This window comes from Kribbella sp. VKM Ac-2569, from assembly GCF_004216905.1.
In the GTDB taxonomy this organism is placed as follows: domain Bacteria; phylum Actinomycetota; class Actinomycetes; order Propionibacteriales; family Kribbellaceae; genus Kribbella.
Genome location: NZ_SGXJ01000003.1, coordinates 916,006 through 934,789 on the forward strand (window position 1 = coordinate 916,006; position 18,784 = coordinate 934,789).

Genomic DNA, 18,784 nt, shown 5'->3' on the forward strand with positions numbered 1-18,784 from the left:
ATGTCCCGAAGTAGTCGCGATCCGCAATCTTGCCCGGCCAGGTGCTGAAGCGTTGCAAGTCAGCCTCAGACCCCTCCACCTCGGCGTACTCATCGCGAGCCGGAAGCCGACAAACCGACTGCTGCAGGTAGAGCGCCGCCGCCCCCGCACTCGACACACTCACGACCCAAGCATCTCACGGAGCAGTGACGGATCAAGAATTTGCCCACAGCAACATTTCGAGCAGCTCAAGGTCAGCGGCCAAGGCGTTGTCGCTCGGTATTGCGGGGTTGTCGTTCCTCTCCTGAAGCGTGACGGCACGGTCGACCCGGCGCACAGTCTGACCAGAAGGGGCGACCCGGGGTGCGATGTGGGCGTTGAGTGGCAGCTGTTTGAGTCAGGTCCGGCGGACGCCGAACACACTGTGCTGTTGCTTCCTGGCGGCATGTGCAGCGCGCGCTCGTGCCACTCGGGCGTACCGACGTGGGTCGTCCACGCCGAGAAGGGCGACGGCGGGCTCACCGGCGCCGAGCGGCGCACGCTAGAGGCATGTTCGACGGTCAAGATCGTGACGATTCCGGGCAGCGTGTTCTTCCTGCCGAACGAGGTGCCCGACCAGATCGCGTCTGTCATCAACGATGCCGTCGCCGCGGTCAACGCGTGATTCCAGAGCCGGAGACCAACGCTATTGTCGCGAGAACCGGACGACGCCGGCCGGAGACTGGCAACGAGGCCGGCTCGATGCTGGCGGCGGCGCGGCTGGACCATCCTGGCGCGCGTCGGCGATGCTGTGGGTGTGGAGTACGTGTCCAGAGTGCCGCGACCGCCGCTGGACGGGCTGATCGACGACCTCTACTACTTGGAGGGTGCGCCGCCGTACGCCCGGCTGACGCTGCCGCCGATGCCGTCGGCGTTGCTCATCGTCAACCTCGGGGCGCCGTTCCGCATCCGCGCCGGCACCGACATCGAGACGGCCGAGTACGCCGACGGCTGCGTGGTCACCATGCCCACCCGTGCGTTGGAGTTCGGCTACCCACCCCGGACCCGGTCCGTCGGCGTGCACGTCAAGCCGTGGGGGCTGGCGCCGTTCCTGCCGATGCCCGCGGCCGAGCTGTGTGACCGGCCGGTGACGGTCGAGCAGGTTTGGGGCCGGCCCGCCGTTGCTGAGCTGCGGGACCGGCTGGCCACGGCGAACGGACCGCACGAGATGCTGACGCTGCTCGAGGAGGAGCTGATGCGACGGCTGTGCGAGACCGCCGGCCTAGGGCTGGTCCGCCATACGAGCAGTGTCATCGCGACGACCACTGGGGCGGTGGCGATCGGCGACCTGAGCGTGGCAGCCGGTGTCAGCACCACTCATCTGGCACAGCGGTTCAAGGAGCTCATCGGCGTCACGCCGAAGCGGCTCGCCCGCACCTACCGCTTCACCGCCACCGTGTTCGCGATCAACCCCGAAGGACCGATCGACTGGGGCGAGCTCGCCGCCGGCGCAGGCTACTTCGACCAGGCCCACTTCGGCCACGAGTTCCGGGCGTTCACCGGGCTCACTCCGACCCGGTACGTCGAAGTCCGGCGGCGGTTCCTGCGCGAACATCCCGGCCACGTGTTCGACGGCTGGCCGCTGCCGGCCGATTGATTTCTTACAAGAGCGACAGCTCACGACACGCTAATTTGGGGGCACCCCAGAGCAGAGGAGAGCCCCGTGGGCAAGGTGGTCATGTACAGCTCGGTGTCGGTGGACGGCTTCGTCGCGGACGAGAACGACCAGCCCGGACCGCTGTTCGACTGGCTGACCAGCGGTGACGTCCCGTTGGACGAGAGCGGCGTGGTGAAGGTGTCGCAGGTGTCCTACGACTACACCCGGACGTACTGGGACCAGATCGGGGTGACAGTCGCCGGCCGCCACGTCTTCGACATGACCGACGGCTGGGACGGGAAACCTCCGGGCGGGATCGACCACGTGGTCGTCGTGACGCACCGACCTGCGCCCGAGGGCTGGGACCCCGAGGCGCCGTTTCACTTCGTCGACGGCGTCGAGGCAGCCATGGCCAAGGCGCAAGAGCTTGCGGGCGACCGCATCGTCGAGGTCGCCGCCGGTGACGTCGGTGGCCAGATGCTTGCCGCGGGCCTGGTCGACGAGGTGCGCATGGACGTCGTACCCGTCGTGTTGGGGTCCGGCAAGCGCTACTTCGGGTCGGTCGAAGCGCAGCACCTGTTGGAGGATCCTGACGTGGTGATTCAGGGCAACCGGGTGCTTCACCTGCGCTATCAGGTGCGCCGCTGATCGACCTGAGCGGGTACGCGAAGAATCTCAGGGTTTGAGGGCGCGGGTGGCGAAGTAGCCAGGCAGCCAGCCTGCGGTCGCGTCGGAATGGTGCGGGGCCTCCTCGAACCCTGTGATCACGAAGCCGGCGGCCAGCTGCCCGCCGATCTGCTCGGCCATCGTGTGGCTGTACTCCAGCGGCGCGTTGGCTCCCCACAGCCGCTCACGCTCCTCCGCCGGGACGTGCGTCAGGTCGCTGTACGGCAGGCGGTGGCGGACGACCAACTCCCCGCGGGTGTCCATGGCCTCGTTGTCGAACAGGTACACGTCAGGGTTGAGGAAGCCGCACAGCAGCGCGCCACCCGGCCGCAGCACCCGGAAGCACTCGCGCCACACGGGTGCGAGCTCGGGCACGAACAGGTTCGAGACCGGGTTGAAGACGAGGTCGAACGAGGAGTCGTCGAACTCCGACAGGTCGCGCATGTCGCCCAGTACCGTGCGCAGCTCCAGACCCTCGCGCTCCGCGACCATCTGATCCTGGGCGAGCTGACGCGGCGAGTTGTCGAAGACCGTGACCCGCGCGCCGGCCGCAGCGAGCGTCGGGCCTTGCTGCCCACCACCCGAGCCCAGGCCGAGAATGTCTACATCGGACAGGTCGGCGGGGAACCACGCCCTATCGACCGGCCGGTACCCGATGAGCACCACGGACCAGTCACCGGCGCGTGCCCGCGCAACGGTCTCGGGAGTGACCGGCCGCGACCACTCGTTGCCACTCTCAACCTCAAGGTCCCACGCCGCACGATTGTGCGCTACCGGATCAACGCTCACGCGCATACGCTAACGCCCCACCGACGACCGCCGCCGAGGCGCATACCTTCAGCTTCTGGTCCGGGCCTGGTTGCTGTCTCCGTTGCAGGAGCGGACGCGGCGCGGCACTCCCCCTACGAGTCAGCGGCGGCCGTCCTCCTGGGGTCTGCCGAGCCCAGGAGGTCATTGTGTTGTCGGGCTGCGGTCAGGCGAACGGGACGAGGCCCGGTTGGCAGACGGTGCCGTGGGGCGGCAGGGTGCCGGCGACGAGGTAGCGCTCGAGGATCTGGTCGGCGCACTCGCTGCCGGTATCGCGTGCGGTGTGACCCCAGCCGTCGACGGTCAGCAGCCTGCTGCCCAGCAGCAGGTCGGTCATCAGCACAGCGTTGCGGTGGCCGGTCGCGGGGTCGTAGCGGTTGTTGATCACTAGGGCAGGGTGCGCCGTACGGACCCGCCAAGGGCCGGTGTAGCGGTCGGTATCCGTGGCCGGCCAGGCCGCGCACGGCAGGGAGAGGTAGGCCCAGAACGCGCCGACGTGCGGGCCTGGCGGTCTGCGGCAGCCGCGGCGTGGGCGTAGTCGGATGGTTCGGCGGGGTTGCGGGTGTCGCTGCAGACACTCGCGAACAGCGACTCCCGCGTGTTGCTCGCGGGCGGATCGTGGGTGGCGGCGGGTCCGCTCGGTACTCGCGCGATCGACCCGGGACTGGTTGCGGCGTACACCTGCTGCAGGATGGAGGCCGCGAATGCCCAGTCGGCGGCCCGGTACAGCGAGGCAAGGGTGAAGTCGACCAGTAGGGCGTAGCCGAAGACCAGGCCGTCGGGCAGGACGAGGGGATTCTCGCGGAGCCGCGCCGCGAGCGTGGCGAACTTGGTCCGTGGGTGGCCTCCGGTGGCGAAGTCGCAGCGCGGACCGGCTGCGGCGCACAGCGTGAAGAACTGGTCGAGGGTCTCGGAGGCGGCCAGGTGGGCGTTGACCCGGACGAAGGGAACAGATTTCGGTGAGCCCGCCGGGTAGGCCGTCGGGTCGGTGTTCCCGTCGAGCGCCAGCGCCCGTACCTTGCCCGGGAAGAGATTGGCGTACGTCGCGCCGAGGTAGGTGCCATAGGAGTAGCCGACGTAGCTGAGCTTCGCATCGCCGACCGCCTTCCGCATCGCGTCGAGGTCCCGGGCGACGTTCGCGGTCGACAGGTGCGGCAGCAGCCACCCTGACCGCGCCTGGCAACGCCGGGCCAGTTCGGCCGCCAGGTTGGCGGCGGCGTTCAGCTCGGGGCGGTTGATCGGGAGCGGGTTGTACCCGGCGAAGAACTGTGCCTGGTCCGCGGCGGTGTCGAAGCATTGGACCGGCGTGCTGGCGCCGACTCCGCGCGGGTCCATCCCGACGATGTCGAAGCGAGCGCGGACGCCGGCCGGATAGGCGGAGCGGGCCGATTCCTGGACGTACTGGACCGCGGAGTTGCCTGGTCCGCCAGGGTTGACGAACAGGGACCCGATCCGTCCCGCCGGGTCGGTTGCCGGCAGCCGGAGCAGTGCCAGTTCGATGCTGCGGCCGTCCGGTTTGTCGTAGTCCAGCGGTACGCGGGCAGTCGCACACTCGAACCCGTCGCCGCAGTCCTGCCAGGCCAGCCGTGGCTGGTTGGTCGGGTCCTCGCTGTTCGTGGCTGTCGCGCCGGCCGACGGCACCCAGCTGAGCAGTGTGAGCGCCGCGGTGACGCAGCCAATGATCCGTGCCGGGTGTTGTCGCATCGGAGCCTCCTGGTATCGGCGATGTGGTGATGGTGTCGAGGTTTGGTCAAGCCGGTCAGAGTGGGGCGCTGTGAGTGAGGAAGGTGTGGATGTCGTGCTGGAGTTGCCGGGCGCGGTGTTTGGGCAGGCCGTGTCCGTGGCCGGGATAGATCCGGAGAGTCGCTGGCGGCAACGCGTCGGCGGTGGCGCGTAACACCGGTTCGGGGAAGAACGGGTCGTCGCTGCCGCCCACGACGAGTGTCGGCATGCTCACCTACGAGAGGTCCGGCGTGGTGTCGTGGGCGAGGTCGGCGTCGACCATGGTGAGGAAGTCGGCGGCGTCGGTCGGTGTCGGTGGCAGGCCGCCCGACAGCAGCGGACGAAGCCGGCGCCACTGTTGTCGTCCGGCCAGGTCACTCCACCGCTGGCAGATCACCTGTGCCCGACTCGCTCGTTCAGGTGCTGTGCGAAGAATCGGCTCAGGAATTGTCGCTGGGCGGTGAGGGCCGCGCGCCCGGCGCGCAGGTCGTCGACGGTCCCGGTCGGGACAAGCTGCTCGAGCTGGGCGCCGACGGCGGGGTCGGCCCGGGCGGCCTGCGGGTTGAACACGACCCAGTCGCTGTAGCCGTAGTGCCGGACGGGCAGTTCGCGGACCGGGTGTGGGCCGCGCAGGTTCCCGAGGAACTCGGCCAGGAGCGTGTTGCCCTGCAGGGGCTGGTCGAGGCTGAGCATGAGCCCGAACGGCTGGTCGAGTCCTGCGGCGACGACGTCGCCGCGAGGGCTGCCGTCGAGGTCGACACCGGCGATGACCTGTGGGTGGTGGAGCATGACCTCCGCCGCTGCGGCGCCGCCTCGGGAGTGACCGAACATCGCGACCGGTGTACGTCGGTCGGCCTCGGGCACGAGCCGGTGGAGCTGGCCGAGCACGACGGCAGCGTCTTGGATCCGCTCGTTGAACGGCCGGGTCTCGGGGTCGTCCGCGAAGATCAGGGTTCCGTCAGGCTCCTCGATCACGAGACTTTCGTGCGGATGTTCCATGGTGACGACCGCGTAGCCGCGGCTGGCCAGGTCGATGACCTGGCCGGTTTGGAAGGCAGCGAGGAAACCGCCGGCGTGCTGGACGAGGACGACGCCCGCGACGTGCTGTCGTGGGCGGACGTCGGGTGCCGCATGGGTGTCGACGTCGAGCCATCCGGTGGGCAGGCCGAATACCTGCTCGAGGGCCGGCTGTACGGCGGCCGACACGTACGGCGCGGGCGGCACCGCCCCGTGCTGGATCGCCGGGTACCACACGCGGATGGGCAGCCTTCGCGGTCGACCGGTCTGGTCGTCGATCCGGGTGGGGTCCGAAACGGATGCCGTTCGCACCCCGACCGGGTACGGCCCGGTCGGCAGGGGCAGCGTCAGCACCGGTTGTGCGTGGCTCGCGGAGTCCGCGACCGCAGCTGTTGCGCCTGTGACGGCGCCACCGACGGCGGTGGCGGCCACGAACACGGCCAGGGCGACTGAGGTGATTATCGCGTTACGCATCATGCCGCTACTCCTTGTCCGCTCTGTGTGGGACGGCGGCGGTGTGGCAGCAGGTTGACGGCGGCCAGGATCAGTACGGCGCCGCCGAGGGCGACGACGAGGCCGCCGACGAGGAGCCATCGACCGATCTGCGGGAGCACCGGCAAGGTGGCGCCGACATCGGTGCTGGCAGCGACACCGGCCGAGCCGAGCAGCAGGAACAGGCCCACGATCAGCGCGATGATGCGAGAGTGCGTCCAGCTGGTGCGTCGCGGTGACACCGGGGTCTGCGGTGACAGCTGGGTTGGGTTGATGGTCATGATGACTCCACGTTGTCGATGGGGCGGGATGTGGCGAGGACGGGTGACCGGAGGGCTCGCAGCGCGATCAGGCCGCTCGCGCCGAGCAGCCCCAGTCCGGCGACGGCGACGGCGCTCGAGACCAGGCCGAGGTCGAGTGGGCGTGATCCGCTGTAGGTCTGGATCATGGTCGAGACGATGACGACGGCGTAGCCGATCGCGCCGAGCTGGACGATCCGGATCCGCCGCCGCTCGGTGGACACCGATGACCGCAGCAGCAGGGCCAATGCGGGGAGCACCTGGGCGGCATGCAGCGTGAAGGCATGCGGGACCTTCAGCGACCCTGAGTCGCCGAAGGTGTTACCGCCCTCGGCAATCATCTGTACGCCGACGGCCTGGCTCGCGAGCATCAGAAGCAGACCGAGGCGGATCGCCCAGGCCAGACTCGCGGGTGCGTCGATCCGGAAGAAGGATCTGGCCGTGACGAACACGGTCGTCACCACAACGACGCCGACCAGCATTCCCATCCAGGAGAACACCGTCGAGTCGAACGTGGTCGACTCGTTGAAGTGCGACTCGACGCCGCGCCACTTCTGCAGCGAGACCAGGGCGACCTCGGCCAGCGACGCGAACGAGAGCACCGATACCACGATCCAGCCGGTGATGTTCCTGATCCTGAAGAAGGTCAGTAACCAGGTCACCGTGAGCAAGGTGATCCCGAACGACAGGCCGAACACGATCGGCTTGCGCCACGAGATCGGGCCCTGCCACGAGCCGCCGTCGACCGCGAAGACCACGGCATGCACACCGGCGCTGAGCAGCAGCAGCGCGCCGCAGACGTAGCCGACGCGCTGGTAACGCTTGGCGTCGGCGAAACGCCCTTCGCGCAGCAGGTTTCTGATCAGGTCTGTCATTTCGTCACCTCAGTTCTCCAGTGGCTGGTCGTGGTCGCCTGCGAGGATCGGGGCGAGCCGTTCGACGATCGATCCCGCCGGCGCGAGCCGCATCACCTTGTTGCGCACGGCAACGGCAACCGGGTTACGCAGGTGGCCGATGCGGGACATCTGCCGGGACCGCCGCACAGCGGCGGAGGCCGCGGACAGGAGGTCGTGGCTGTAGGAGCCGCCGGTCATGGGATCTCGACCTCGCTGACCCTCGTTGCCGTGCTGCGGTCGGCAACGTAGATTGGCAGGAAGCCAAGCGCCTGTCGCTCCGACTTCGCCTCGACCGTCCACCAGATCATGTGGCCACCGGTCAGACAGGAGGTGATCGTCATACCGTGCCGCAGCGGGCTGTCGTGGCCCTTGAACGCGGCATACGCGACACCGCACTCAGCGGGTTCGTGACGGTGCTGCACAAGGAACCGGGCCATGCGCTGAGCGTGCGCGCCCCAGTCGGCGGCCGACATCGGTCGACACCCTGAGCAAGCACCCTGACATCGCGGGACCGCGCAGGCCAAGGGGGAGGGGATCGATCCATGCATGCCAGGACACTCGTCGGACGTGCCACCGAACTAGACCGGATCGACCGTGCCATCTCAGCACTGGACAGCGGTCCGCCGCCGGCCATCGCGGTGGTCGGCGAACCGGGCATCGGAAAGACGTTCCTGCTCGCCGAGCTAGCCACCCGCGCGGACGCCCGGGGCGCACTCGTTCTGCACGGGTCGGCATCCGAGATGGAGAACGACCTGCCATTCTGGGTGTTCGTGGACGCCCTGGACGAATACGTCCGCGGGATCTCACCCCAACTGCTGCCGGTGCTCGATCAGGATGTCGGAGCGGAGCTGACGACGGTTCTGCCGTCCCTGACCTTCCTTCCCCGCGACATTCCGACAGCCGGCCAGCACGAGCGCTATCGCAGCCATCGAGCAGTCCGTACGCTGCTTGAGCTGCTGGCCCGCGAACGCCCGCTGGTATTGATCCTCGACGACCTGCACTGGGCCGACCCGGCGTCCGTCGAGCTGGTGTCCGCACTGCTGCACCGGCCCCCTGCCGCAGCGGTGCTGCTGGCCCTGGCGATGCGGCCGAACCAGATGCCCCGCAGGCTGTCCGTGGCCGTCGAGCACGCCGAGCGGTCGGGCGAGATCGAGCGATTGAACCTCCAGGCACTCACTCCGGCGCAGACGCGCGAGGTGCTCGCCGGACGGGCTGACAGCGACCTCGCGACGCTCCTGCACGAGCAGAGCGGCGGCAACCCGTTCTACCTCGACCAGCTCGCCAGGGCGGCGGCCCGTACCCAGCACGACACCGGCGGGCGGACAGGCTCGGTGACATCGCTGCCGGGCGTCCAGGTTCCGCCGCTGGTCGCCGCATCGCTGAACGAAGAACTCGGCCTGCTCTCCCCTGCAGCACGGCTGGTACTCGACGGCGCCGCGGTCGCAGGCGACCCGTTCGAACCCGAACTGGCCGCCGCGGCGGCACAGGTCACGGTCACCGACGTGGTCGAGGCCCTCGACGAGCTACTGGTCGTCGACGTCGTCCGCACCACCGACGCGCCCCGCCGGTTCCGGTTCCGCCACCCGATCGTCCGCCACGCCGTGTACGAGACAACCCTTGCCGGATGGCGGCTCGGCGCCCACGAACGCTGCGCCCGCGACCTTGCCGACGGCGGCGCCGCGGCAACCGCGCGAGCCCACCACATCGCGCGGTCGGCCCGGCCCGGTGACCTCGACGCCGTCGCTGTGCTGACCGAGGCCGGAACGCAAGCATCGACGCGCGCGCCACAGACCGCCGCCCACTGGTTCGGCATCGCCCTCGACCTGCTTCCCGCCACCGCGCCCGCCGCCGCGCGCATCGAGCTCCTGCTCCCGCGCGCGGGCGCGCTCGCAACGATCGGCGAATACCCCGACAGCTACACCGTCCTGCTCCAGGCCCTGGAGCTGCTGCCGGCCGAACCCGGCCCGCTGCGGACCAAGCTGACCGCATCATGCGCCGCCCTCGAGCAACTACTGGGACACCACGAACAAGCCCGCCGACGCCTGCACGACGCCCTCGACGAATTGCCCGACGCCGACTCGCCCGAATCCGTGCCCTTCATGATCGAGCTGGCCATGGACGGCTACTTCGCCCTGCGGTACGACGTCATGGAGGAGTGGAGCCGACGCGCACTCGCCGCGGCACTGCGCGGCGACGACCGGTGCGCAGCCGGATCGGCGGCCGCGGCCCTGACCCTGGCCGGCGCCCTCGCAGGCACCGCCCAACGCGCCCAAACAGATGCCACCCAAGCCGCCGAGCTAGTGGACAACCTGTCCGACGACGAACTCGCCGGCCAACTCGACGCGCTCGCGTACCTTGCCCTCGCCGAGCTCTACCTCGAGCGCTACCCGCAGGCAGCACAACACGCGGACCGCGCGACCGCGATCGCACGGGCAACGGGACAGGGACAGTTCCTCCCCCTCCTACAGCCAACCCGCGCAACGCTGTGGCTGCTTGAGGGCGCGCTCGGCCGAGCCCGCGAGCTGATCGACGAGGCCACCGAGGCAGCGCGCCTGTCGAACTACCCCCGCGCACTGGCCTGGGTCCTCCTCAGCCGATCAGCCATCGCCCTGACGGCCGGTGACCTCCAACTCGCACTCGCCGACGCGCACGAGAGCGTGGAGATCATCCGCGACCTCGATGAACGCTTCATCAAGGCATGGGCCGCAATCAGCCTCGGCGAGGCGCTGCTCGAGTCCGGCCACCCGAAGCGAGCACTCGAGATCCTCCTCGAACTGGCCGGCGGCGACCAACAAACCCAGGTGTTCGCCGGCTCGCGGGTCAACGCCCTCGAACTCCTCACCCGCTGCCATCTCGCACTCGGCCAGCGAGACGAGGCCACACGCGCGGCGCAGCGCGCCCGGGCCTGGGCCGCCACGGTCGACCTGCGGTTCGCCACCGCGGTCGCACAGCGCGCCACCGCCGCCGTCGAACTGGACGCCGGACATCCGGACCGCGCCGCCGAACTGGCACTGGCCGCGGCCCGCGGTGCTGCCGACGCCGGCGTACCGATCGAAGGCGCCGTGGCGCAGCTTCTCGCCGGCCGCGCGCTGACCCAGGCGCAGAAGCGCGACCGCGCGCTCGCCGTACTGAAACAGGCCACTGCCGAACTCGACCGACGCGGCGCCACCAGGCACCGGGCCGCGGCCGAACAGGAACTGCGTCGGCTCGGCGAGCCTGTTCACCGCCGCTCAGCCACCGATGGCGCAAGCCCCGGCGGCCTCACCGGCCGCGAGCAAGAAATCGCACGGCTGGTCGCCGAGGGCATGACCAACGCGCAGATCGCGGCTGCCCTGTTCCTCAGCCCCAAGACCGTCGAAACACACCTGCGCAACGTGTTCCGCAAACTGGACGTCACCTCACGCCTCCAGGTCGCCCGCTCTGTCGAACGCTCCTGAGCCTGGCCAACATCCGCTCCAGACTCGACCCGAACCTTCAGCCTCATCTGATGGTTGGTCCGTCATCTGCACGGAAGCGCGGTTGGGCATCGGTTCGAGCTTGTGCCAGCCGAGTAGCGGCGCTGCCGGCGCGGGGCCGGTCCACTCGGGTTTGCTCCTTCAAGCAACTGCCAGATGGTGGCCGAGTGGTTCTCGAACAAGACCGGCTGGGTCAGATCTGGAGCGAGCCTGACCGCTTCGCGTTGGTCGATCGCACTCCCCCGGTCAGCAATTACCTGATGCGCATCCCGGAGATGGCCCGGGCGATCACCAGGCGCTGGATTTCGGAGGTGCCTTCGAAGATGGTGTAGATCTCCTCGGTGCTCGCCAGAACAGCCCAGCCCGAAGCACCGATCCGTCCCTGACCTGCGGCTTTGCCACTCGGCATTTGCCGTCGGTTCCCACCGCTTGCCGACGTCCCACGGAACTGTCACGGAACACCGATCACCCCTCGTGCGACGATCATTCGAACCCAAGCTGCCTCCAGGCCCGCCCCAAAGCCAGCCCCGGCACCGACCGCAGCATCAACACCCACTACCGCGTGCTCCACGACATCTCAGACCCCGCCGGCAAACTCACCCTGCGCCGCGCCGGCCGCCTCCACCACATCCCCACCGACAGCGAGCACGCCCGAACCCCCCGTCCTCAAGCTCGTCGACGACCTCCACATCCGGATCATCAACGCCGCCACCGGCGAACTCGTCCGCGAGCTCACTCGACCCCACCCGCGATTCCCAACCCCCTCGGCAGATCCCAGGCCCACCACCCAAAAACAGAAGACCGGACCCCGACAAGTGTCCGGTCTGTCCGGTATCTCCTGAGAGATCACACCACCGCGACCGCCGATGAGCCCAGGACATCGATCATGTCGTAGTCCCCGACCTACACGATCATCACGACCCCGTCGCTTCGGTGAAGCCTGGCGTCTCAATCGATGTCTCGAAAGTACGGTTCTGAATCCGACTTTTGGGACGCCCGCCGGGCGCCACCTTGCCGGGCTACTACATCGTGACCCGAGCCATCGACTACCAGAAGAACCTCTGAAACAAGCCGGGGGCGCCGCATCAAGCGGCGCCCCCGGCTCTGCACCACTGCAGGATCACTCCCCCACGAGCTGGTTCCAGTGGCCGGTGATCGGGAAGATGCCGGTGCCCGGAATCCGCTTCATCGTCTACTGTTTGGTGCTCTCAAACGACTTGGCTTCGAGCCTCACGAGATCGACGACTTTGAGCTGATCGTGCGGCGACACGGCGACGATGCGATTCTCACAACGTACGTGGCACTCTCGCCGTGAGTCGCTAACCCATGGATCTGCCGGGATTTCGGGTTTCGCGCTAGCACACCATTCCGCCCAGAGCGACCCGCGCGAAGGGGATAGAACACGTGGACACTGACGTAAGCTCCCATTCTGCGTGCGTGAAATCCGGAGGCCCTGGAGGCGGAAGCACGTGGTTCAACCTGGCGTCCGACAGCAGCTCGGGCAGTCCCGGACACACCGCGAAACCAAGTTGCGGTCATTGGGAAGAATGGAGCCATGACCGTTGCGTCGCCAGAGCCTGACGCGGACGAGCCGGACGACGGCGACTCCGCCAGTCTGGCCAGCGCTGATCCGGAGGGGGTCGACACCGAGGTCCCCGAGCCGGCACCCATCCCCGCCTACGTTTTCGACGACGCCCACTTGCCGATCGCGACCGACATCCTGGATGCGGCGTTCACGGACCTTCACTTGGGGCCCGTCGGCTGGGGGCTCGTCGAACAGGCCGCCGCTAAGCGCCCCGACCTGGACCCAACCCTGGTCCGGGAGCTGTCCCTCATTGCGTCCCGCGACCTGCGTCTTGCACGGCGGGGTGAGGTCGGTTGCGAATTCTGGCTGGACGGCAAGTGGCTGCCCGACCCGAGGAACGTCAGCACCGACGTGGTCTCACTGTGGGTCGCCTGCGCCGAGTCGGTCACCTCGACCGGAGCCCGTGCACGGCTCGAGGAGCTCCTCATCGCCAGACGCGAGGGGAACGTCGGTCAGCGTGCTCGCACTGCGGCGGCCAGCTACCTCGCAACCGTGATTGGCAAGGACGACGAACTCACTCTCACCATCCAACTCTCGCGAGCCTGGACCATCGCCCGCAAGTACAGCGTCACCGACGTCGAGGACCAGGTGCTCGACGAGATCCTGATCCGGGTCGAGTCCATCAGCCCCGCCCACCCCGGCTCGCTGCTTCCGCTGGTCGCGATCCTGTGCCACAAGCCCTCGAGCAGCGCACGGGCTGAGGACCTGCGGACCGCCGCAGACAAGCTCCTTACCCGCCTCGCCAAGGTCCTGACCCGCGACCACCTCGCTGCGGAGGTCGCCGACCTCCGCCTCTCCCTCTTGCATGGTCCGGATGCCGACGAAGCACGCCTCCAGATCCGACGGGACCAGCTGACCGCGCTCCGGCTGGCGACCACTGTGGCTGGCCTGCACCCGGCCGTTCGGCAGCACCACCTCGCGATCGCGGCAGAGTTCGCAACCCGGCACAACTTCAAGACTGAGCTGAGGCAGATCCGGGCCGAGCTCGAGTCCATCCCGGTCGAGGACCTCGGTCTAATCCGGTTTTCGCAGAGTGTCCCGATTCCGCGGCAGATGCCCGAGTACGAACTCCAGCCATTCACGCGCGGCCACCTGTGGCAGGACGCCCTGGGATACTTCCTCCACACCGGCCCGCCGACCGGGAGCGTTGACGACCTCCGGGCTCGGGCCTCATCCGGCCGCAGCGGGCTCCTGTCGATCCTGCCGACCCAGCTCCTCGGCCACGGTGGCCTACCCCGCGTCACGCTGGCCACCGAGGAGGCAGAGGTCGAGCACCGGATGTCAGAACATGCCAAGGTCATCGCGCAGACGGTCGGGAGTTGCTATGCCGAAGGGCTGATGCGGCTGGCAGACCGGTACGGCACGCCTACCCTGGACGACCTCCAGACCTACTTCGTACAGCAGTACAAGTGCAACCCCGCAGGCGCGTTTATTCTCGCGAAGGCGTACCGGATGTTCTGGAACGGCGACTACATCGACGCCGTGCACCTCGTGATCCCCGCAGCCGAAGCGGCCGCACGACGGCTCCTGCGCATGCTCGACGAAGGGATCTACAAAGTTGCCGTCGGCAACAGTGTCGGTGAGTACCCCGGCTTCCGGGTCCTGCTCGAGGAGCTCGACACCTTGGCGCTCGACCCGTCCTGGTCCTGGTTCCTGAAGTGGATTTTCCTGGGGCCGATTGGTCTAAACCTCCGCAACGACGTCGCGCACGGGTTCATCGTCGGCATTGACCCCGCCTACGCCGCCCTCGTCCTGCGGGCCGCGTCCCTGTTGATTACGACTACTACCACCATCGATGGGGAGCGCCCCATCATCTCGGTGCCGTCGCCGCCCGCGCCGCGACCCGGTATCCGAGGCGTTGGCGACCGGCTGATCCGGACGGCCTCGTCCGCGCTGCTGCGCGGCCACGTGCGACTGGAGGCGATTCGCCGACGCCCCACCCAGGACCCGGCGTAACCCGGTCTCTGGCTCGTCCCCTGGTCGCTCAATTGTCCGGCCACCACAGCCCATGTCGAGAGACTTTGAGATCGGATCGGGCCGAACTCGATTACGGATCAGGTGGCCAAGCGGGGCCGACCTACTTTGTGGTGCTGATCATGCTGAGTTGGTGGCCAACTCGATAGCGGATCGGATTGCCCGCCAGGGAATCTGCTTGTTCGGCGCGCTGCGCGGAGCATGGAGGGGCCACACGTCCTCTCCGTAGACGAGGTGGACTCCGGCTCGTATCAGGGCCGTAATGTGGTCGTCCCATGCCGGTTGGCCGGCGTGGGCTGCGTTGACTCTCGGAAAGACGACGACAGGCGGTCGACGCCCGCCGACCGCTTCGCACAGCTGCGTTAGCGCCTGATTGTCAGCGATGCCTAGCGCCAGCTTTGCAACGAAGTTTGCGGTCGCCGGCACCGCTGCGTAGCAACCCACCGCAGGATGGAGGCTGGTCTCGTTGGGCAGCCGAGGTGCGCTGCGAACAGGAAGACCTGTGACAGCCTCGATCTTTCGAGTTCGCCGGTGGCGTCTAGCCAAGTTGCCGCCGTCGGAGTGAGCGTTACGCCGACGGTCCATCCGTCTGCGAGGGTCGGCTCGATGAGTTCTTCGCGGACTTGCTCGATGCCGCCGGCAGCAGCACAGACGAGGCCGAGGACGCGCCTGCTCACTGAACGGCCCGGCACCGTTCGGCCAGAGCCAAGATCTCCGATCCTCGACCGCCGGTAACCGGTGAGCGGCGGTGAATGTTCCGCACGATCTCACGGACGGCGGGGTTGTGTCGTACGAGTTGGGGCGAGCTGGAACAAGCCCGCCGCGAACTACGCCGAGCCCAGGGCCGAACCCGCAAACTTGAACGCAGTCTCACTCGTGCTGCTCGCCTTACCGCCGCTGCCCGTCGGCGCCGCGACGTTCAGCAACATCGCCTCTGAGCCTTCGAGGGGTGAGGCAAGCCGGCCTGCTCAGGCACCGCACAGCGCGCGGTGTCGCCAGTCCCGGGCCTGCCTGCTGACGGGGCCTTGCGCCTCGACGCCATGCGAGCGGCGTCTCCACCCGCCGGTGGCTCCGGGCCGGGGACTGACAACCCCAACAGTTTGCCAAGATCTGACCGTGCGCCTCGCGAGTTATCCATAACTCGCTTGCACGACCGCCTATGCACCGATGGGCACTGGGCGTCCCGTCGGCGGAGTCAGCCGCCGGGACGGACAGTGCCTGCCCAGTTCGCGCTGGCGTTATCCGCCCAACCCAACAGTCCATCTTCGACAGCGGAGCAAATTCGCGTGCGCAGTCCGGGACGAGATCGCCTGCGGTCACCTGGCTGATTGGCTGCGCAGTCCAGGCAGTTTCTGGTTACTGCTCGCGGCGCGCCGTCGCGAGGATCCAGTAGGCGAGGTTGGTTTGTGCTCGGATGGTGCTGGGGTGGTGCGGGCCGGAGATGCGCTCGCGGATTGGCACTAGTTCGAAGTACATGTCGCGCGCCGTAACAGGGTCGCCGGCCCGGCCAGTCCAGCCGGCGAGACTTGCCCGGCACAGCAGCGTACTAGGGTGTTCCGGGCCGGAGACGCGTTCCCGTATTCGCACCAGGTCGGTGTAGTGGTCCCGAGCCAGGGCAGGATCACCTGCCTCTCCGATGGAGGTCGCTAGGTTGGCCCGGGCTGTGAGCGTGTCGGGATGCTCCTGGCCGGAAATACGCTCTCGGATCGGCACCAGTTCGGCGAACTGATCCCGAGCGGCCGCCGGGTCACCAGCGCGCCCGATGTAGAACGCAAGAGTCGTCCGAGTGCTCAGCGTGTCTGGGTGTTCTGCACCGAGGGTACCCACCATTATCGGCACCAGCTCGGCGAGCTGGTTTCGGGACTTGGCAGGATCACCAGCTTGGCCGGTCCAGACGGCGAGGTCGAATCGGGCGGCGAGTGTGTCCGGGTGTTCTAGGCCGGAGACGCGTTCCAGGGTTCGAACGAGTCTCGCGAGTTGGCTTCGGGCTGCGGCTGGCTCTCCGGCCTCGCCGGTCCAGATCGCCAGGTTTGTACGCGCTGTAAGGGTCTCCGGGTGTTCTGGGCCGGAGACGCGTTCCAGGATTCGAACGAGGCTGGCGAGCTGGTTTCGGGCCGCGGCCGGATCACCCGCCTGTCCGGTCCAGTTGGCGAGCTCCCCGCGAGCGCTGAGTGTCTCGGCGCGTTCTGGGCCAGCGACACGTTGCAGGATCGGCACCAGTTCGGTGAACTGCCCACGAGCTCTGGTCGGGTCACCCGCACGTCCGGTCCAGTGGGCCAGGCTGGCTTGAGCCGAAAGCGTGTCGGGGTGTTCTGGTCCAAGGACGGATTCGAATGTGGTGTGCCACTGCTGCCATCGCTCCTTCTCGTCAGCAGCTTGATTCAACGGTCGTTGATTTAGGCTGGCGAGGACGGCGGTACTGTCACGATGCGAGGCCCACAGGTGGTCGGCTTCGGCGCGGCTTGCGTAACGATGGAGCGCATCGGTTGGGTCGTGATCAGTGGGACTGGCTAGCTCGCCGAGCGCCGCTGCGAGCGCCGCGTGGGCTGGTGCGGGGTCGATGGAGAATTGCGCCTCTTGGGCGGGGCGAAGCAGGTAGTCCTCTATCAGGCTCGAATGAAACAGGCCGATCTGTTCACCGATCTGTCCCGGCTGAGACCGTACGATCAAGCCAGACAAACGTGCGATAACGTCACGGAATCTAATCGTTGTGGCTGGCCCGTCAAGGCGTGCGGTGGCTGCGACCGCCAGCGGTAGCGGGAGGTTCGGCCCAGCCCCTGCCGCGGCGAGAACCGCCAGCACAGGCCTTAGTTCGCTTTGCCAACGATCAATGTTCCCGGCACCGGCGGCCAAAAGCTCCTCGTCGTAGAGGGCCGTGAGTTGGGGCTCGGTCGGTATGTCTGCGGCATCGAATCCGGGACGAACTGCATGTTCGGCGAGCAAATGGGCGTGCAACCAACTTCCCTGCGCCCTCGGAACCAGCAAGGAAACGTAGGTCTCGTCGACGCGTCTGGCGCGCAAGTACTCAGCGATGATGTCGTCGCCAGGCTGGTCGGCCTCGACATGATGCGCGCCGGGTGGCCGGGCCGCGGAGGGGCGTGCGGTGACAACGAACCCCACCAAGTCCAGCGCTGGCTGCCTTAGAGCTGTAGTGATCGAATCACGCACCGCATCCTGTGTCGCGCCAGGGAGTTCGTCTAGGGCGTCAATAATTAGTCGAACTTGCTGCATCGAGCCAACGCGCGACAGCGGCCCAAGGACGCGCCGCTGTAGGGAGGGCAGGCCTTCGATCTCTGCCGCGTCCAGACTCGATGCGTAAGCGCGGGCTGCTTGCTGGAAACCGGGAAGTTGGTCGGTGAGTTGACCAGCCAATGAGGCAGCTAGAGTACCCAACGTGCTCGCGCCGTTCCCAAACGCGACCGCATGTATGGTGCCTGAGCTCATTCGACCGTGCGCTGCAGACGGTCGAATGAACGCGGCCGCGAGCGTGCTCTTGCCACTGCCACGAGGCCCAGTGAGAACGACGCAACGGTGCTGGGTAGTGGCCTCCTCGAGCGCCACCATTGTCGGAGTGGTCTGCAGAAAGTTGGTCAGCTCGACAACGCGGTCAATAGTGGTCCGCGCGGCGGCATCATCATCCTCGTGCCTGACGACAGCGTTGTACGCCAGCCAGAGTCCCTCGTCACCGGATTGAGCCCAACTGCCGCCGTCGACGGTAATCCGCTGCGGGTTCTGCGCCGGTGCGCCAGTCATGAGAGGGTCACGCAGGTAGCGGGCATCGATCGTGGTTCCGGCGGAAGGCACCCCAGATCGAAGCACGTCTACCAGAATGCGAGTGAAGTCGCCCCCGTAGGCTGGGGTTTCGGCTGTGGCAGTTAGCAACTCAAATCGGCGGGCGTAGCGGCCCATCCCGACTTCGCCCCAGTGTCGAAGAGCCTGCCCCGCCACAACACCAGCTTGGCACGTATCCACGAGGACGATCAGTCCGTCCAAATCTCCGTGATCGCGCAGGCCCTCCTTGAGCGCTTGGGACAGGTGCACATCCTTGCGGGAGTTGCCTTCACCTGTCGCGTCCGCGCTGAGAAAGTAGAAGTCGTCCCCTAGAGCGATGCCATGCCCAATCATCGCGAGGACAAGGGTCGCGCCGTCTTGTGCGGAAATCGTGAACGCGTCATCGATCGCATCGAGGGTCTCGTCGCGCGTTGGATCTAACAACAATCCGCCATCATCGGGCAGCACGGAGAGGCACGCCCCCA

General features: G+C 67.6%; 18 protein-coding genes. 5 read left to right on the forward strand and 13 right to left on the reverse strand.

Translation table 11 applies throughout. The features are described 5' to 3' along the window. Nucleotides 1–424: 424 nt before the first annotated feature. The 3 genes from EV649_RS24740 to EV649_RS24750 all read left to right on the forward strand — a co-directional run bounded on the left by EV649_RS24740 (nucleotide 425) and on the right by EV649_RS24750 (nucleotide 2,263). Nucleotides 425–643, forward strand: coding sequence for a hypothetical protein (locus EV649_RS24740; RefSeq protein WP_130385935.1), 219 nt, complete (start codon nucleotides 425–427; stop codon nucleotides 641–643). Between the two features lie 132 nt (nucleotides 644–775). Further along, nucleotides 776–1,615 carry a helix-turn-helix domain-containing protein gene (locus EV649_RS24745; protein WP_241998617.1) on the forward strand — a complete coding sequence of 280 codons (840 nt, stop codon included), beginning with the start codon at nucleotides 776–778 and terminating at the stop codon, nucleotides 1,613–1,615. Between the two features lie 66 nt (nucleotides 1,616–1,681). Further along, on the forward strand, nucleotides 1,682–2,263 hold the full coding sequence (locus EV649_RS24750; RefSeq protein WP_130385937.1) for a dihydrofolate reductase family protein: 582 nt from the start codon (nucleotides 1,682–1,684) through the stop codon (nucleotides 2,261–2,263). 27 nt (nucleotides 2,264–2,290) lie between these two features. Here EV649_RS24750 and EV649_RS24755 read toward each other — a convergent pair whose 3' ends face one another. From EV649_RS24755 to EV649_RS24795, 10 genes are all read right to left on the reverse strand, one after another. Beyond that, nucleotides 2,291–3,070 (reverse strand): class I SAM-dependent methyltransferase, encoded by a 780-nt coding sequence (locus EV649_RS24755; protein WP_241998619.1) that lies wholly within the window; start codon nucleotides 3,068–3,070, stop codon nucleotides 2,291–2,293. A 184-nt stretch (nucleotides 3,071–3,254) separates the two neighbouring features. Then, complete coding sequence (locus EV649_RS41215; protein WP_241998670.1) at nucleotides 3,255–3,557, reverse strand: alpha/beta hydrolase; 303 nt, start codon at nucleotides 3,555–3,557, stop codon at nucleotides 3,255–3,257. Next, on the reverse strand, nucleotides 3,476–4,792 hold the full coding sequence (locus EV649_RS24765) for an alpha/beta fold hydrolase (protein ID WP_130385939.1): 1,317 nt from the start codon (nucleotides 4,790–4,792) through the stop codon (nucleotides 3,476–3,478). The genes EV649_RS41215 and EV649_RS24765 overlap by 82 nt, the downstream gene beginning before the upstream one ends. A 55-nt stretch (nucleotides 4,793–4,847) precedes the next feature. Beyond that, complete coding sequence (locus EV649_RS24770; RefSeq protein ID WP_130385940.1) at nucleotides 4,848–5,039, reverse strand: alpha/beta hydrolase; 192 nt, start codon at nucleotides 5,037–5,039, stop codon at nucleotides 4,848–4,850. Between the two features lie 6 nt (nucleotides 5,040–5,045). Continuing rightward, nucleotides 5,046–5,207 (reverse strand): hypothetical protein, encoded by a 162-nt coding sequence (locus tag EV649_RS40880; RefSeq protein WP_157996300.1) that lies wholly within the window; start codon nucleotides 5,205–5,207, stop codon nucleotides 5,046–5,048. Further along, nucleotides 5,204–6,304, reverse strand: a complete 1,101-nt coding sequence (locus EV649_RS24775; RefSeq protein ID WP_206751590.1) for a hypothetical protein — start codon at nucleotides 6,302–6,304, stop codon at nucleotides 5,204–5,206. Before EV649_RS24775 ends, EV649_RS40880 begins: the two co-directional genes overlap by 4 nt. After that, nucleotides 6,301–6,600, reverse strand: coding sequence for a hypothetical protein (locus EV649_RS24780; RefSeq protein WP_130385942.1), 300 nt, complete (start codon nucleotides 6,598–6,600; stop codon nucleotides 6,301–6,303). The genes EV649_RS24775 and EV649_RS24780 overlap by 4 nt, the downstream gene beginning before the upstream one ends. Further along, a complete protein-coding gene (locus EV649_RS24785; protein ID WP_130385943.1) occupies nucleotides 6,597–7,493 on the reverse strand; it encodes a hypothetical protein in 897 nt (298 codons plus the stop codon). Before EV649_RS24785 ends, EV649_RS24780 begins: the two co-directional genes overlap by 4 nt. A 9-nt stretch (nucleotides 7,494–7,502) precedes the next feature. Next, on the reverse strand, nucleotides 7,503–7,712 hold the full coding sequence (locus EV649_RS24790; RefSeq protein ID WP_130385944.1) for a hypothetical protein: 210 nt from the start codon (nucleotides 7,710–7,712) through the stop codon (nucleotides 7,503–7,505). Continuing rightward, complete coding sequence (locus EV649_RS24795) at nucleotides 7,709–7,987, reverse strand: hypothetical protein (RefSeq protein ID WP_198682659.1); 279 nt, start codon at nucleotides 7,985–7,987, stop codon at nucleotides 7,709–7,711. Before EV649_RS24795 ends, EV649_RS24790 begins: the two co-directional genes overlap by 4 nt. Before the next feature lie 69 nt (nucleotides 7,988–8,056). Here EV649_RS24795 and EV649_RS24800 point away from each other — a divergent pair, with 69 nt between their 5' ends. Beyond that, nucleotides 8,057–10,951: a LuxR family transcriptional regulator gene (locus EV649_RS24800; protein WP_130385945.1), complete on the forward strand. Its 2,895-nt coding sequence runs from the start codon at nucleotides 8,057–8,059 to the stop codon at nucleotides 10,949–10,951. 271 nt (nucleotides 10,952–11,222) lie between these two features. Here EV649_RS24800 and EV649_RS40885 read toward each other — a convergent pair whose 3' ends face one another. Then, nucleotides 11,223–11,378: a hypothetical protein gene (locus EV649_RS40885; protein ID WP_157996301.1), complete on the reverse strand. Its 156-nt coding sequence runs from the start codon at nucleotides 11,376–11,378 to the stop codon at nucleotides 11,223–11,225. Nucleotides 11,379–12,524: 1,146 nt separating this feature from the next. Here EV649_RS40885 and EV649_RS24810 point away from each other — a divergent pair. Further along, nucleotides 12,525–14,510 (forward strand): DUF4209 domain-containing protein, encoded by a 1,986-nt coding sequence (locus EV649_RS24810; RefSeq protein WP_130385946.1) that lies wholly within the window; start codon nucleotides 12,525–12,527, stop codon nucleotides 14,508–14,510. A 138-nt stretch (nucleotides 14,511–14,648) separates the two neighbouring features. Here the strand turns inward: EV649_RS24810 and EV649_RS42145 are convergent, their stop codons facing one another. Continuing rightward, the gene (locus EV649_RS42145) at nucleotides 14,649–15,113 is read right to left on the reverse strand and encodes a flavoprotein (protein WP_347233149.1); all 465 of its coding nucleotides are present in this window, start codon (nucleotides 15,111–15,113) and stop codon (nucleotides 14,649–14,651) included. Nucleotides 15,114–15,884: 771 nt separating this feature from the next. After that, complete coding sequence (locus tag EV649_RS24820) at nucleotides 15,885–18,767, reverse strand: tetratricopeptide repeat protein (protein ID WP_130385947.1); 2,883 nt, start codon at nucleotides 18,765–18,767, stop codon at nucleotides 15,885–15,887. Nucleotides 18,768–18,784 lie beyond the last annotated feature (17 nt).

Coding starts and splice junctions, on each gene's coding strand:
- EV649_RS24740 (WP_130385935.1), top strand. CDS start 425: ATGTGCAGCGCGCGCTCGTGCCACTCGGGCGTACCGACGTGGGTCGTC.
- EV649_RS24795 (WP_198682659.1), bottom strand. CDS start 7,987: ATGTCGGCCGCCGACTGGGGCGCGCACGCTCAGCGCATGGCCCGGTTC.
- EV649_RS24800 (WP_130385945.1), top strand. CDS start 8,057: ATGCATGCCAGGACACTCGTCGGACGTGCCACCGAACTAGACCGGATC.
- EV649_RS40885 (WP_157996301.1), bottom strand. CDS start 11,378: ATGCCGAGTGGCAAAGCCGCAGGTCAGGGACGGATCGGTGCTTCGGGC.
- EV649_RS42145 (WP_347233149.1), bottom strand. CDS start 15,113: ATGGACCGTCGGCGTAACGCTCACTCCGACGGCGGCAACTTGGCTAGA.
- EV649_RS24775 (WP_206751590.1), bottom strand. CDS start 6,304: ATGATGCGTAACGCGATAATCACCTCAGTCGCCCTGGCCGTGTTCGTG.
- EV649_RS24790 (WP_130385944.1), bottom strand. CDS start 7,712: ATGACCGGCGGCTCCTACAGCCACGACCTCCTGTCCGCGGCCTCCGCC.
- EV649_RS24770 (WP_130385940.1), bottom strand. CDS start 5,039: ATGCCGACACTCGTCGTGGGCGGCAGCGACGACCCGTTCTTCCCCGAA.
- EV649_RS24765 (WP_130385939.1), bottom strand. CDS start 4,792: ATGCGACAACACCCGGCACGGATCATTGGCTGCGTCACCGCGGCGCTC.
- EV649_RS24810 (WP_130385946.1), top strand. CDS start 12,525: ATGACCGTTGCGTCGCCAGAGCCTGACGCGGACGAGCCGGACGACGGC.
- EV649_RS24785 (WP_130385943.1), bottom strand. CDS start 7,493: ATGACAGACCTGATCAGAAACCTGCTGCGCGAAGGGCGTTTCGCCGAC.
- EV649_RS24780 (WP_130385942.1), bottom strand. CDS start 6,600: ATGACCATCAACCCAACCCAGCTGTCACCGCAGACCCCGGTGTCACCG.